Here is a 13,045-nt window from a genome sequence, read left to right on the forward strand (position 1 = left end):
GCGGCGTTAGGTGCTGCCGTGACCGATTTCCGCCGTGGTGCTCGCTCCGGACACGATCCCCGGTATGAGGGACCGAACGGTGTCCGGCAGGTACGACAGCAACACCACGTCGACGCGGCGGTTCATGGCCATATCGGCCAGGGCCGATCCGGTGGATGCCGGACGAGCCGCACCGTAGCCGATCGCGGCCACTCGGGCCTGGTCCACGCCGCCCTGCTCGACGAGACGGCGCAGCACTCGCGTGGCGCGTCCGGCTGAGAGCTCCCAGTCGGTCGCAAAATTCACGGTCTGGCCGTGCACGTCGGCGTGACCCTCGATGGATATCTCACGATCGCTCCCGACCATAGCCAACGCCATGGCATCGAGGATCTCGATGGCCGCGGGGCTCAGGTCCGCCTGGTCAGGTGCGAAAAAGGTCTCGGAACCGACGAGACCGACCGTCAGGCCGCGCTCGTCCATCGCGAACTGCACCAGGTTTTCCTTGCCGATGGCAGTCAGGTTGGCGTTAATCTGGGCCTCGAGCTGGGACAAGTCGTCGACCTCTGCGACCGCGAGTTCTTCGGCGGTGGCCGGCGTCGGCGTCGGCGCCGCCCCGGCGAAGGCTTCCTCTTCGGCGTCGGCGTGCTCGGCCGGCACGACAACGCCGGTTGCGGTGTCAATCGCCCCCACGTTGACGCTCCCGAAGCCGGTGGCGAGCGAGTTACTGAGCTGGGCGAACTTGTCCGCGTCCACGCTCGACATGGCGAAGAGCACGATGAACATACACATGAGCACCGTGACCATGTCCATGTATGACGCCATCCAGCGCTCGTCGGGATGTTCCTCTTCGTCCCCGCCGAAGTCGCGGCGCTTCGTGCGCGCGCTCATGCTGCCTTGTCAAGGGGACCGTCTTCCCCTGACGTCTTCGAGCTCTTTCCGGCTCTGTCGGCCTTTGTGCCTTTTCCGGATTTTCCGAGGGCCTCGGCCGAGACCATGGCACGCAGGCGCTCCCCGAGCAGGCGCGGCTGACTTCCGGATTGCACGGCCAGAGCTCCCTCCATGAGCAGGGTCATGCGGTCGACCTCAAGGTCGGCCAGTCGTTTCAGGCGTGACCCGATCGGCAACCAGATGAAGTTTGCGGAGAGGAGCCCCCAGAGCGTGGCAACGAAGGCCGACGCGATCATGGGACCGAGCTCGTCAGGGTTGGAGAGGTTTTCCAGAACGTGGGTGAGAGACACCACGGTTCCGACGATGCCGACGGTGGGAGCGTACCCGCCGAGGGTCGTGAAGAACTTGGCCGCCATGCGATCGCTGCGAGACCGAGTGGAAATCTCATCCTCGAGGACCATGCGCAGTTCGTCGCCGTCGGTTCCGTCGGCAATGTTCTGCAGGGCCCCGCGCAGGAACGGGTCCTTGACGTTGTCGGCTTCCTGCTCAAGGGAGAGCAGACCCGACGTTCTGGCGGTTTCCGCCAGGCCGACCACCTGGTCGATGACCTGGGTGGGAGGCGTGGTCTTGCCGCGAAACGCCCGCGGCAAGGCCTTGAAGGCGAGCACGGCGTCCTGAATGGTTCCGCCGGCGATTCCGACGGCGATCGTCGCGGCAAAAACGAGAATCATCGGTGCCGGCAGAAGAAGGCTCCCGACGTGGGCGCCCTCGAGGGTGAGCATCGCGTACAGGGCACCAAACGCGATGAAGATGCCGATAATGGTTGCGGGATCCATTAGATCCTCCGCGGACCGCGGGGCGCTTCGCCCGGCTCAGGGTCGTAAGCGAGCGAAATCACCCGTGCGCGGTACTGGGCTATCTTCTCGATGATTTCTTCCATCGACTCGGTGACAATGAAGTTCGCCCCGTCAACCATGACAAGCGTGGTGTCGGGATTGGCGTGGATGCGTTCGATGAGATCAGGGTTGATCGCAAACTGGCTGTCGTTGAGTCGCGTGACGACGATCATGAGTGCTCATCCCTGGTACCGAACGCTTCCGGCGAGGCGTCAACGGTCACTGTCGGCCACACACTCCCCCGCGTTAGTCGAGAGACCACGCGCTATTGTCTGGATCTGTTCCAGGGTGGGTCGGTGCTGGGGGTGTTGGCCCGGTGGGTGGCGGCGGGCCGCCAGGTTCTTGTGGGGTCGAAGAGTACGGGTCCGCGCAGCTGCGGGCGCCCGTTGACCATGCGGATGTTCCACCCGTTGGTGTCGATGCTGTGGTGATGAAACCAGCACAGCAGCACCCCGTTCTCCACGTCGGTCGCGCCGTGGGATTGCCACGGGATCACGTGGTGAACTTCGCACCAGGCGGCGGGGACGGTGCAGCCGGGGATGACGCAGCCGCCGTCGCGGGCGGCGATCGCCCGGCGCTGCGCCGGACTGAAGAACCGTTCTTTGCTGCCGAGGTGCAGCACCTGTCCGTCGTCGCCGATGACCACCTGCTGATATCCGCCGTTGCAGAGGCGTTGGTGCACGGTGCGGAGGCTGATCGGGGCGTCGACGCCGTCGATCCAGCCGACGCCGCGGCCGGTCTTCAGGTCGCGGGCGTTCACATGCACCATCACCACGGGAGCGGCACCACCCATAGTGGGCGTTTTCGGGTCCCGCGCTGTCGTCTCGAACACCGCGCGGAGAATGTCGGCGCGTTTCTCCCCTCCCGTGCGGTCATCCACGGCCACCGCCTCGGCCCCCGGTATGACTTCGCCGGCCTCCATAAGCGCCTGCTCCTCCGCCGACGGGAACGCCGGGGCCGCGTGGGCGGAGAGGAACGTGGCGAAGACACCGTTCATCACCCCGAGAAGGTCCGGCGTCACCGCGCCGTGCAGCGGGTAGAGGCCGTTACGCAGCACCCCGAACCCCACCGTGCTTGTCGCCGCGTGCTCGTCATCACTCGGGGCGGCGCCGTCCGGGTCAAGGACCGCCTCCCACTGGTGCGCTTGGGCGCGGATCAGGTCGGCGCCGAACGCGATCCCCGCCCCGGGAAGCCCCGCGGTCTCCGCGGTGATCGCCCCGGTCGCCGAGGCGACGAGGGCTCGTTCGGCCCGGTCCAGGTCGTCCACCGCCACGCGGGAGCCGATCTGCTCCAGCACCGTCACGATGGCTTCCGCCGCATCCACCCCGAGCTGGCCGGAGGCGAGACCGTCGGCGACGGCGGGGTGCCGCACCGGAACGCTCTGCCCCAGCAACCCACTCGACGCGCTCGCGGTACCGGCGATCAAACCGCCGAGCCGCATCCGCCGCTTCGCCTCGCTGCTGGAAATACGCGTCACGCCGGTGATCAGTTCGAACTTTCCCCGGCACCCGTTCTTCCACGCCAACGACTCATGCCCCAAGCCCGCATCCGCGCGGCACGCAACATTCGCCGCGGACCCGATCCGGCCACCGTCCACCCGACGCCCCACCGCCTCCAACGCCCCCAACACGGCCAGCGCCGCCTCGTCGTCGAGGAGCGCGAACTGCACCCCGGCCAGAGCATTCGTGACGAGTGCGTCGGCCTGCGCCAGCAGGGCGACCATCTCAGCTCCGGACTTCACCGTCGTGAACATACCCCCATTTTAGCCCAACTAGTACATATAGGCGAGGGTTGCTCACGTATTTGTCCAAGGAGTTTCGTAGTCATTTTCTTCGCCGGGATCCTGGCACTTCGCCCTCCAGCGGCCCCCAGCGCGGCGGTGACGCCGTTTCGAGGCGGCAACGCGCCCCACCTGCCGGTCGATCCCGAGCCCCGAGATTGGCACAGGGCATCGAACTCGAATGAGGCTCGCCCGTGCTCGTCGGTCCCTCCCCCGGGGCCCCTCGACATCCCTTGGCGGCGGAGACACCTCTGGCCCCGCGCAGATGCCGGGGCCAGAGATGCAGACAGGATCAGGAGGAAGACAGTGACGTCTTCCGACCGCCTACCGCTTGAGGTTCGTGAGTTCCTGCAGCACCTCGTCCGAGGTGGTGATGATGCGGGCGTTCGCCTGGAAGCCGCGCTGGGCGACGATCAGGTTCGTGAACTCCTGCGAGAGGTCAACGTTCGACATTTCGAGCGCACCCGCCTGCAAGGAACCGAGGCCGCCCGTACCGGCCGTTCCGAGAGCGGCAGCGCCCGAGTTGAAGGTGGCGCGGTAGCCGGAGCCGCCGGCCTTCTCGAGACCGCCCGGGTTGACGAACGTGGCGAGGGCGATGCGGCCGATGGCGAAAGACTCGCCGTTGCTGAACAGCCCGCTCAGGGTGCCGTCCGCGCCGAGGGCGAAGGACTCGAGTGTTCCGGCCGCATAGCCGTCTTTGTCGGAGATCGCCACGGTGGATTCCCCGGCATAGCCGCTGATCTTCTGGAGGTCGATGGGGATGCCGCCGACGTCATAGCTGGTCGGGCCGCTCGTCTGAGTCCCGGCAGTGAATGCGAGCGTCGCGAGAGACGGCGCGCTCGCGACGTCGGTGACATCGCTCATGTCCCACGAGCTGACAGGGTCGACAGCATCCGTAGTCTTCGTGAACTTAATCGAGATGGTTCGTGCCGTACCGGATGCGTCGAAGACCTCGATGTCACGAATCAGTTCAGTTCCGTTGGCCGCGTCGGCGGGCAGGTTACCGGTCATGCCCGCCGTGGTCGTCTTCGACGCGGCGCTGGTCGTGTTCACGGGGAGGGTGATATCTCCGGTGGCTCCACCGGCATTGATGACTCCGCCCGCGGCATTCCAACCCTGAACGATGGCGCCGTCCGGGGAGACGAGCCGGCCCTCGGCGTCGAAGTCGAAGGCTCCCGCGCGGGTGTAGAGCGTTTCATTGCCGAGCTGGGTGACGAAGAAGCCGTCGCCGGCGATCATGATGTCGGTCGCACGGCCGGTGGACTGCGCCGATCCCTGGGCGAAGTTGGTGGAGATGCCGGCAACCTGCACGCCGAGGCCGACCTGGGCGGGGTTCTTGCCGCCGACGGCATCCTGAGGCGCGCCGGCGGCCTGCTGCATCTGCGACAGCGTGTCCTGGAACTGCGCGGCCGAGGCCTTGAATGCCGTGGTGTTGACGTTGGCGATGTTGTTGCCGGTCACGTCGAGCATGGCCTGGTGAGCACGAAGACCTGAGATACCGGAGTAAAGAGAGCGAAGCATGGTTGCTGCCTTTCAAGAAGAACGAATGGTCAAGAAGAGTGTGAAAACAGGGCGAACAAGACGATTAGGCGGATGCGGATCCAGGAACGGGCGTCGCGGTGCGTGCGGCAATGCCCGAGATGGCGTCGAGGGCCATGGTCTGGCCGTTGACCGACACCTGAGGCACGGCGCCGGCATACGAGACGGCGGTCGCCTGGCCCGTTGCTTCGTTGCCGTCGCTGTCGGTGAAGGTCACGTCCTGACCCACGAGCGATGCTGCGGCCATGCGCATCTGCAGCGAGAAGTTCTCCTCGTTGGTCGCGGCCAGGGCGTTGAGCTTCTCCATCATGGCGAGCTGTGTGGTCTGAGCGATCATCTGGTTGGTGTCCATGGGTGAGGACGGGTCCTGATTTCGCAGCTGCGTTACGAGCAGCGACATGAACACCTCCGAATCCATGGTCTGCTTCGGCGCGCGATCGACCGAGGAGGAATATATTCCGGTCGTTGCGGGGGCGGTAACTGCGTCGATGGTCACGGGCGACCTTTCTGCCTAAGCCATCACGTCGATGGTCGATGAGGAGGTGGAGGAAAAACTGCGGGGCGGATGCGGTGGCGGTTCGTCGCCGTCGCTGCCCCTGGGACTTCCCGGCGGCGGGCGTTGATCCCGAGCGCGTCCGGCATCCGATGCCCGAGGATCGCCGGACGAGTTCTGCGACGACACATCGAGCTGGGCGTTCAGGGTCGAGCCCGCGATGTCGCGGCGCAGGTCGGGGAGGATGGCGCGCAGGGCATCGCGGGCGAGGTCGGTGGGGGCGAAGATCTCCACCCGAATGTTGTCGCCCGTCACATGCGCCCGCACGGTGAGCGGCCCCAGGTTCTCGGGGGTGACGTTGATCGTGAGCACGTGCTCACCCGTTTTGGCGCCGCTCAGGGTGAAGAGCGGCTTGGCAACCTGCGCCGCGAGCGGTGCGGGAACCGGCGGGGCGGCCGGCGCCGGCGCCGCGGTTGCCGCCGACGTTGCTGCGGGCGTTACGGCGGCGGTACCGGATGCAGCTCCGGGCAGCGACGAGGTGGTTGTCGGCGCTGTCTCGTCGGTGCGCACAATGCGCACGGCTTCGGCCTTCGCGGCTCCGGCGGGGACCACGAGGAACTCGGTGCGCGTGGGTGCCTGGCCGGTCGTGGCGGCTCCCGGTGCGGCGGCCGCACCGGCCGTGCTTGCCGCTGCGGCAGCGCTCGTCGGCGTTGCGGCGGCAACGCCGACGGGTGCTTGCCCTTGTCCGGCCGCGGGCGCCGCGGCCCCGGTCGGGACCGCGGTCGGCTTCGCGGCTTCGCCCGGTGACGGGGTGGTCGGCGCCGCAGCGGATGCGGTTGCGGCCGTTGCGGCGGCCGCGGGTGCGCCTGGAGTGGCGGCTGCGGTCGCAGCAGCCGGAGTGGTTCCCGTGGCGGCCGCTGCCGTCGCAGTAGCCGGCGTGGCTCCCGTGGCGGCCGTTGTGCCTGCTGTGCCTGCTGCACCCGTTGCGGCGGCGGCGGCTGCAGCTGCAGTTACGGCCGCGACGGTGGCGGCTCCGGAACCTGTTGCGGACCCGGAGCCGGCTGCGGCGACGTCCCCGCTCGGGGCTGCCGGGGGTTGAAAGGCGGGCCAGGCAAATGCGGTCAGCGGGTTCGCGGGTGCGGCCGGGGTGCCGGTCGCCGGGGCGTGTGCGGCGTGCGGCTGGCCCGCGTGTTTCTCGTCTGCGGTGTCGGCGCCGGTCGTGTCGGTGGCAGCCTTGTCGGCGGCCGTCGCGGCCGCCCGCGCGGCGGTGTCGGATTCGGCGGTCACCGCACTCGGCAGTGTCGTTGACGGTTCCGGGGCGACGGGCTGGGCCTGGGGCACACGCGACGCCTCGCCCTGCCCCTTCGGAGCGGAGGTCTTTTCGCTGTTCCCGGGGTGATCGGGTCGCGGCCGGAGCGTGCTCGCCTGTTCCAGCGCGGAGGCGAAATCGCCCGCGCCGGCTGGGTTCGGCGCCCGGTGGCCCGCGCCCTGCCCGGGGCGCGCGGGCCCGTTCGTCACTAGCAGCGTCATCGCATACCGTCCGATCCGAAGGAGGCCAGTGCGGCGCTGAACATGTCGTTCGTGCTGCCGAGACCTCTGGTGGCCGTTGACGCCGGGGGGATGACCCGGCGGATAGTCGTGATGTCGGCATCCGTCATGTAGGCGTCGACGAGGCTGACCGTGCGGCCCGGGTAGGGCGCGTGGATGACCTTGTTGTTGCCGGCGTAAATGAGAATGTGGTCGCCGCCGCCCGTGACGATCAGATCGCCCGGCTGCGCCTCGGCAAGTGACCCCACCTCGGTTCCGATCTTCATCTGGCCTGACACCAGCCGGGGCACCTCTATGCCAACGTCGGCATATACCTTCTGCACGAGCCCGGAGCAGTCCATTCCGGTGGCGTCCTCTCCCCCGAACACATAGGGCACGCCCAGGTACTTCTGGGCGGCGTTGCTCACGTCGGTCCCGGAAGCCCCGGTGGCCGTGGACCGAGCGGAAGTCGCGACCGCTGTCGCATCCGCGGCGCCCGTCTGGGCGGCGAGGGTGGCGGCGAAGGCGGCGGCCGAGGCCCCTGTTTTCGCCACCGACGCGCTCTTGTCGGCGCCTTGCGCCGCGCCCATGCTGTGCAGCATCGACTGGATGTGGCTGATGCGGCTGAGGGCATCCGTCATCGCGACCGTCATGACGACTCCTCGCCATCGGCGCCCGGGATCGAATCCGCGCGCTTCTCGGCCGCGGTGCGGTCCCGGTGCCAGCGCGTGGACGCGATCTCGTCGAGGATGATCTGCTCGGCCTGCAGATCGGCGGCGGCAACGGCATCGACGTGTCGTGCTTGGAGCTTTTCCAGGGACTTCGATTCCGCTCGGGCGGCATTGAAGACGCTCTGCGCGGTCTGGAGGCCGTCCCGGTAACCCTGGCCCAGCGCGTCCAGGTCGGCCAGCATGCTACGCGAGGACGCGCGTGCGGCGGCCATGGCATGCAGTGCCGCCGCGGTCGTCGGTGAGTCGGCCGTGGTGTTCAGCTGCGCTCTGGCGCGGTCACGGCGCGATTCGTTGTCCTGCATGCGGGAATTGGCCACGGCGAGTCGGCCGGCGGCTTCGTCCTGCTCGAGGTGACGCAATCGCAGCAGTCCGGCGAGGGGAAAGAGACGCTTCATGCGACCACTCCGAGCTGCCGGGTGAGGGCGCTCAGCCGCTCCCAGGACACCGCACTCGGCGTCTGGTCGTCCATGCGCTGCTGCAGGAAGGCCGTGATCGCGGGCTCGTTGTGCACGGCAGCATCCACGAGCGGGTTCGTGCCCTCCCGGTACGCGCCCACGTCGATCAGGTCCTGGGCGCCCTGACGGGCGGCAAGCACCTTGCGCAGGGTGGTGGCCACCTGATTGTGCACGGGCGTGTTCACCCGGGATGCCACCCGCGAGATCGAGGCGAGCACGTCGATCGACGGAAAATGCCCGGCGATGGCCAGCTTGCGGTCGAGTACAACGTGTCCGTCCAGAATGGACCGTGCGGCATCCGCAATCGGTTCGTTGTGGTCGTCGCCCTCCACGAGCACCGTGTACATGCCCGTGATCGACCCGGTTTCGCCCGTTCCGGCCCGCTCAAGCAGCTGCGCGAGCACCGAGAACGTCGACGGCGGGTAGCCGCGCGTGGCGGGGGGCTCCCCCACCGACAGCCCGATCTCGCGCTGTGCCATGGCCACGCGGGTGAGCGAGTCCATCATGAGCATCACGTCGGAACCCTGCTCGCGGAACGATTCGGCGATGCGGGTGGCGGTGAATGCGGCGCGCAGGCGCATCATGGCGGGTTCGTCGCTCGTGGCGACGATCACGATGGAACGTGCGAGCCCTTCCTCGCCGAGGTCGTCCTCCAAAAATTCGCGCACCTCGCGGCCGCGCTCCCCCACCAGGGCGATGACGGATACCTCGGCATCCGTTCCCCGGGCGATCATCGAGAGCAACGAGGATTTTCCCACTCCGGAGCCGGCGAACAGCCCCATACGCTGGCCCTTGCCCACGGTGGTGAGGGTGTCGAGGGCGCGCACGCCCAGCTGCAGCTGTTGGCTGATGCGGGCGCGGTGCATGGCTGACGGGCTGGCGTTCTCGAGCGAGACCGGGCCGGCGGACTTGAGCGGCCCCTTGCCGTCGATGGGGCGGCCGAGGCCGTCGAGAACACGCCCGAAGAGGCCGTTGCCGGTGGGCACGAACGGCGGCGTGCTCGCCACAGACGCCCGGTCACCGGCACGCAAACCGGTGAGGCGTCCCAGCGGCATGCAGCGGATGCCGCTCGGTCCGGTTGCCACGACCTCCGCGTCGATTCCGGGATGTTCACCGAGGTTCACGAGGTCGCCGATGGCGGCCGTGAGGCCGCGCACCTCGACGCCGAGCCCCACGATGGAGGTGACCGTGCCGACGCGTTGGGGTTGCGCGGCGCGGCGCGCGGTGCCGACCGCTGCGTCGAGGACCGACAGCGCGCTCACGGGAGGGTTTCCAGAAGTGCGGACTTGACCCGGGTGAACGCGGTGCCGATGCGGGCATCGAGAAAGCCGTGGGCGAATTTGGTGACGGCGTCTCCGCGGGCGAGTGAGGCGTCGGCCACGAACCGCACCCCGGGCACGCTCTGGGTGGAGGCGCCGAGAAGGGCGAGGTCGTCGGGGTGCATGTGCACGCTGTGTGTTTCGGTGTGCTCGCCCTGTCCCAGGGCGCGTTCGAGGGCGCGCCGTGCGGAGATCTCGCCCTGGCTCAGCTCGGCGCCGAGCACCGCTTCCGCGAGGTCGAGGGCCGTGCGAACCAGGGTGCCCTCCGCCTCGTGGAGCACGGGGACCGTGCGGCGGTCGAGCGCTTCGGCGGCGGCGGCGAGCAAACGGACTGCGCGGTCGGATTTCGCCTCGGTGTGACGCAGCACGGCGGCGTGTTCGGCAGCCTGCTCCACCGCGAGGGCTGCGGCGGTGATTTCGGCGGCGCGCAGGCCCGCCGCGTAGCCGGCAGCGTGGCCGGCAGCGCGGTCCTTCTCGTCGCCACGGGAATCGGCGACGGCGTGCAGGCGCGGGAAAGCGACGTTGGAGAAACCGGCGTCAGCTGACATATTCTTCCTCCACGCCGCGCCGAACCGTGATCGTGCCCTGGGCCTCCATGTCGCGGATAGAGCGCACGACCTCTGCGCGGGCGTCTTCGACCTGGCTGACGCGCACCGGACCGAGGCTTTTGGTCTCGTCGTCGAGCAGGTCGCGGTTGCGCTCGGAAAGGTTCGCTCGGATGACGGTGAGCACGTCGCCGGAGGTGCCTTTCATCGCGACCGCGAGCACGCTCGTGTCGATCCCGCGGAGCACCTGCTGCACGTCGCGGCTCTCAAGCTTGACGATGTCGGCGAAGGTGAGCATGCGCGAACGCACCTCTTCTGCTAGGGCCGGGTCTCGTTCTTCAAGGGCCTCGAGCAGGGCGCGCTCGGTCGCGGCGTCGGCGCGGTTGATGATCTCCACGAGCGGCTGCACCCCTCCGAAGACCTCGACGCTTTCCCGCCCCACAACGGTACGGGCGCCCAGCTTGAGTGTCTCGGTCACGATGCGGACCACTTCGGGGGCGGCGCTCCCCATGGTGGCGATGCACTGGGCCACGTCGATGCGCAGTGTGGGTTCCATGCCCGAAAGAATCGCGGAAGCCTGCTCTCGGCGCAGGTGCGCGAGTACAAGCGCGATGGTCTGCGGCATTTCGCCCTCGAGCTCCTTGAGCACATCGCTCGGCTCGGCCGTGTCCAGAAATTCGAAGGCCTTGCCGGCCATCGACGAGGCGACGCGGGTCAGCACGCCGGCGGCGCGCTCGGCACCGAATGATGCTTCAAGCAGGCCCTGGGCGAATTCGTGGCCACCGCGACCGGTGCGGGAGGTGTTCCGGGTGATCTCGTGAAACTCGGTGAGGGCGTTCTCCGCGATCCGTGAATCAACCTTGCGCAGCTGAATGATCTCGGACGCGATATTTTCGGCCTCGGTGTCGGAGAACTGCTTCATGACGATGGACGCGAGTTGCTGGTCCATGCTCATGAGCACGATGGCCGCCTTCTGGGTGCCCGTCAGCGCCGTGATGACCTCGCTCATGCGTTCTGCCGGTCATCCATCAGGTTGCGCAGGTACTCGGCCGTGCGCTGGGGGTCGCTCTCGGCGAGCTGTTCGATCTCGGCGCGGCGGGTGTCGAATTCCGTCATCGCGCGGGCGGCCGGGGACGGTTTCGGAGGAATCGGCGGCAGGAGCTGGGTGGGCGCGCTCCTTGAGTCGATCCCGGTCTGCATCTCACTGAGGTCACCGACATCGACGGATTCACGGGTCTGTCGACGCGAGCGGCGCGCGTACAGAAGCAGGCTGACGATCAGGGTGATGACGATGCCGGCGGTGATGATCGCTATGCGCAACACACTCGCGAGTCGGGCACCCGCCGCGGCCTTCTCGGCTGCGGCGAGAGCGTCCGCGGCGGTTTGTGCGCCGGCCTGGTTGAAGGACATGACCTCCACGGTCACGGCGTCACCACGCGCCACGTCGATTCCGGCAGCGGACGAGACGAGGCTCGTGACGTCCGCCACGTTGATCCCGGTGGCGGCGTCCTTGTTGACGGCGACCGATACGGTCTGGCGGTTGATGGAGCCGGCCGGGATCGTGCGCGATTCGGTGATTTTGTTCACGGCGTTGTTCTTCGTCGTCGACTCCGAGCTGAAGGTTCCGTCCTGACCGCCGTTCGAAGCCACCGCGATGTTGTCGGCTCCCAGCACTCCCGCCGCGCCTCCGCCGCCGGCACCCGAGTAGGTCTCGCTGTCCACGGACTCGTTCAGCGCCGGGGCGTCGACCGGGGTGGAGAAGGACTCTTCGGTGCGTTGGGCCGATTCGTAGCTCATGTCGGCCGCGACCACGACGGTCGCGTTGCCCGGGCCAACGACGCGGTCCAGCATGTTCTGAACGGAATCGCGCACGCGACTCTCGTACGCGGAGGCCTGCTGGTTCGCAGAGCCGGTGGCGCCGATCCCCACTGCGGAGAGCACCGTGCCGGCGGCATCCACGACGGAGACGTCGTCGGCAGCCATGCCGTCGATGGAGGCGCTCGTGAGGTGCACAATGGCCTGCACCTGGCTCGTGCTGAGAACCACGCCGTTCTTCGTGCGCACGAAAACGGATGCCGTCGGATCGCTCTTCGTCGATACGAAGACGCTCTCTTCGGGAATGGCCAACTTGACCGAAGCGGTCTGCACGCCGTCGAGGGCGCCGATCGTGGAGGCGAGTTCGCCCTCGAGTGCGCGCTTGTAGGTGACCGACTGCTGGAACTCGGAGGAGGTGACCCCCATTTTGTCGAGCAGCGAGTATCCCCCGGTGCTGGAAGTGGGAAGCCCCGCGGCGGCGGCCTTCAGACGCTCGTCGTAGACGTTCGCCTCGGGCACCAGGATGGTGGCGCCGCCGTCGCTGAGTTCGTATTCCACGCCATCCGCTCGCAACTGCTCGACGATGGAGTTGGCGTCGACGCCGCTGAGCCCGGAGAACAGCGGGGTGTAGGCGGGTTTGGTGACCCACATGCTGAGCGCGGCGACCCCGAGCACGAGCACGGCGACGCCGATGATCGCGACGGTGCGCTGGGCAACGGTGAAGGCGCGAAGGCCGTCTGCGAATCGCCGGAACACCGACGTGACCTGGGCCGGCATCAGGCCTGCATCCTCATGATCTCGGTGAACGCGTCGACACCCTTGTTACGAATGGCGGCGACGAGTTCCAGGGTGACCTGCGCCTGGGTGGAGGCGATGGTGGCGGAGTGGATGTCGGTGAGGTCTCCGGTGACGGCCTTGACGGCCAGCGCGTTCGACGTGGACTGCATCTGCTGCAGGTTGTCAACGGCCCCGGTGAGCGCGGTCGCGAAGCCGGCACCGTCGGTGGGAGTGGTCGCCGTCGTGGCGGTCGCGCCCTGCACACCGGCGAGGCCCTGAATCATCTGAATCGAGCTCAGGG

General features: G+C 68.0%; 14 protein-coding genes. All 14 read right to left on the bottom strand.

What is annotated here, in order from left to right:
* Window positions 1-6: 6 nt before the first annotated feature.
* Complete coding sequence (locus AC1MB9_RS08320) at window positions 7-867, bottom strand: OmpA/MotB family protein (RefSeq protein WP_479964539.1); 861 nt, start codon at window positions 865-867, stop codon at window positions 7-9.
* Window positions 864-1,703: a motility protein A gene (locus tag AC1MB9_RS08325; protein ID WP_479964540.1), complete on the bottom strand. Its 840-nt coding sequence runs from the start codon at window positions 1,701-1,703 to the stop codon at window positions 864-866. The genes AC1MB9_RS08320 and AC1MB9_RS08325 overlap by 4 nt, the downstream gene beginning before the upstream one ends.
* Complete coding sequence (locus AC1MB9_RS08330; protein ID WP_479964541.1) at window positions 1,703-1,936, bottom strand: flagellar FlbD family protein; 234 nt, start codon at window positions 1,934-1,936, stop codon at window positions 1,703-1,705. Before AC1MB9_RS08330 ends, AC1MB9_RS08325 begins: the two co-directional genes overlap by 1 nt.
* 92 nt (window positions 1,937-2,028) lie before the next feature.
* The gene (locus AC1MB9_RS08335) at window positions 2,029-3,516 is read right to left on the bottom strand and encodes an HNH endonuclease signature motif containing protein (RefSeq protein ID WP_479964542.1); all 1,488 of its coding nucleotides are present in this window, start codon (window positions 3,514-3,516) and stop codon (window positions 2,029-2,031) included.
* Window positions 3,517-3,867: 351 nt separating this feature from the next.
* A complete protein-coding gene (locus AC1MB9_RS08340; RefSeq protein WP_479964543.1) occupies window positions 3,868-5,064 on the bottom strand; it encodes a flagellar hook protein FlgE in 1,197 nt (398 codons plus the stop codon).
* A 64-nt stretch (window positions 5,065-5,128) separates the two neighbouring features.
* Window positions 5,129-5,578: a flagellar hook assembly protein FlgD gene (locus AC1MB9_RS08345; protein WP_479964544.1), complete on the bottom strand. Its 450-nt coding sequence runs from the start codon at window positions 5,576-5,578 to the stop codon at window positions 5,129-5,131.
* Window positions 5,579-5,593: 15 nt separating this feature from the next.
* Window positions 5,594-7,105 carry a flagellar hook-length control protein FliK gene (locus AC1MB9_RS08350; protein WP_479964545.1) on the bottom strand — a complete coding sequence of 504 codons (1,512 nt, stop codon included), beginning with the start codon at window positions 7,103-7,105 and terminating at the stop codon, window positions 5,594-5,596.
* Window positions 7,102-7,755, bottom strand: coding sequence for a C40 family peptidase (locus AC1MB9_RS08355; RefSeq protein ID WP_479964546.1), 654 nt, complete (start codon window positions 7,753-7,755; stop codon window positions 7,102-7,104). Before AC1MB9_RS08355 ends, AC1MB9_RS08350 begins: the two co-directional genes overlap by 4 nt.
* The gene (locus AC1MB9_RS08360; protein WP_479964547.1) at window positions 7,752-8,228 is read right to left on the bottom strand and encodes a flagellar export protein FliJ; all 477 of its coding nucleotides are present in this window, start codon (window positions 8,226-8,228) and stop codon (window positions 7,752-7,754) included. The genes AC1MB9_RS08355 and AC1MB9_RS08360 overlap by 4 nt, the downstream gene beginning before the upstream one ends.
* Window positions 8,225-9,550, bottom strand: a complete 1,326-nt coding sequence (locus tag AC1MB9_RS08365) for a FliI/YscN family ATPase (protein ID WP_479964548.1) — start codon at window positions 9,548-9,550, stop codon at window positions 8,225-8,227. Before AC1MB9_RS08365 ends, AC1MB9_RS08360 begins: the two co-directional genes overlap by 4 nt.
* Window positions 9,547-10,155 (bottom strand): FliH/SctL family protein, encoded by a 609-nt coding sequence (locus AC1MB9_RS08370; protein WP_479964549.1) that lies wholly within the window; start codon window positions 10,153-10,155, stop codon window positions 9,547-9,549. Before AC1MB9_RS08370 ends, AC1MB9_RS08365 begins: the two co-directional genes overlap by 4 nt.
* Window positions 10,145-11,161, bottom strand: coding sequence for a flagellar motor switch protein FliG (gene fliG / locus AC1MB9_RS08375; protein ID WP_479964550.1), 1,017 nt, complete (start codon window positions 11,159-11,161; stop codon window positions 10,145-10,147). Before fliG ends, AC1MB9_RS08370 begins: the two co-directional genes overlap by 11 nt.
* The gene (fliF, locus tag AC1MB9_RS08380) at window positions 11,158-12,744 is read right to left on the bottom strand and encodes a flagellar basal-body MS-ring/collar protein FliF (RefSeq protein ID WP_479964551.1); all 1,587 of its coding nucleotides are present in this window, start codon (window positions 12,742-12,744) and stop codon (window positions 11,158-11,160) included. Before fliF ends, fliG begins: the two co-directional genes overlap by 4 nt.
* A complete protein-coding gene (gene fliE, locus AC1MB9_RS08385) occupies window positions 12,744-13,028 on the bottom strand; it encodes a flagellar hook-basal body complex protein FliE (RefSeq protein WP_479964605.1) in 285 nt (94 codons plus the stop codon). Before fliE ends, fliF begins: the two co-directional genes overlap by 1 nt.
* Window positions 13,029-13,045 lie beyond the last annotated feature (17 nt).

This window comes from Cryobacterium sp. AP27 (assembly GCF_056680495.1).

Bases quoted from the DNA above. Each gene is read 5' to 3' on its own strand.
- AC1MB9_RS08320 (WP_479964539.1), bottom strand. From the start codon at position 867: ATGAGCGCGCGCACGAAGCGCCGCGACTTCGGCGGGGACGAAGAGGAA.
- AC1MB9_RS08325 (WP_479964540.1), bottom strand. From the start codon at position 1,703: ATGGATCCCGCAACCATTATCGGCATCTTCATCGCGTTTGGTGCCCTG.
- AC1MB9_RS08330 (WP_479964541.1), bottom strand. From the start codon at position 1,936: ATGATCGTCGTCACGCGACTCAACGACAGCCAGTTTGCGATCAACCCT.
- AC1MB9_RS08335 (WP_479964542.1), bottom strand. From the start codon at position 3,516: ATGTTCACGACGGTGAAGTCCGGAGCTGAGATGGTCGCCCTGCTGGCG.
- AC1MB9_RS08340 (WP_479964543.1), bottom strand. From the start codon at position 5,064: ATGCTTCGCTCTCTTTACTCCGGTATCTCAGGTCTTCGTGCTCACCAG.
- AC1MB9_RS08350 (WP_479964545.1), bottom strand. From the start codon at position 7,105: ATGACGCTGCTAGTGACGAACGGGCCCGCGCGCCCCGGGCAGGGCGCG.
- AC1MB9_RS08355 (WP_479964546.1), bottom strand. From the start codon at position 7,755: ATGACGGTCGCGATGACGGATGCCCTCAGCCGCATCAGCCACATCCAG.
- AC1MB9_RS08360 (WP_479964547.1), bottom strand. From the start codon at position 8,228: ATGAAGCGTCTCTTTCCCCTCGCCGGACTGCTGCGATTGCGTCACCTC.
- AC1MB9_RS08370 (WP_479964549.1), bottom strand. From the start codon at position 10,155: ATGTCAGCTGACGCCGGTTTCTCCAACGTCGCTTTCCCGCGCCTGCAC.
- fliG (WP_479964550.1), bottom strand. From the start codon at position 11,161: ATGAGCGAGGTCATCACGGCGCTGACGGGCACCCAGAAGGCGGCCATC.
- fliF (WP_479964551.1), bottom strand. From the start codon at position 12,744: ATGCCGGCCCAGGTCACGTCGGTGTTCCGGCGATTCGCAGACGGCCTT.
- fliE (WP_479964605.1), bottom strand. From the start codon at position 13,028: ATGATTCAGGGCCTCGCCGGTGTGCAGGGCGCGACCGCCACGACGGCG.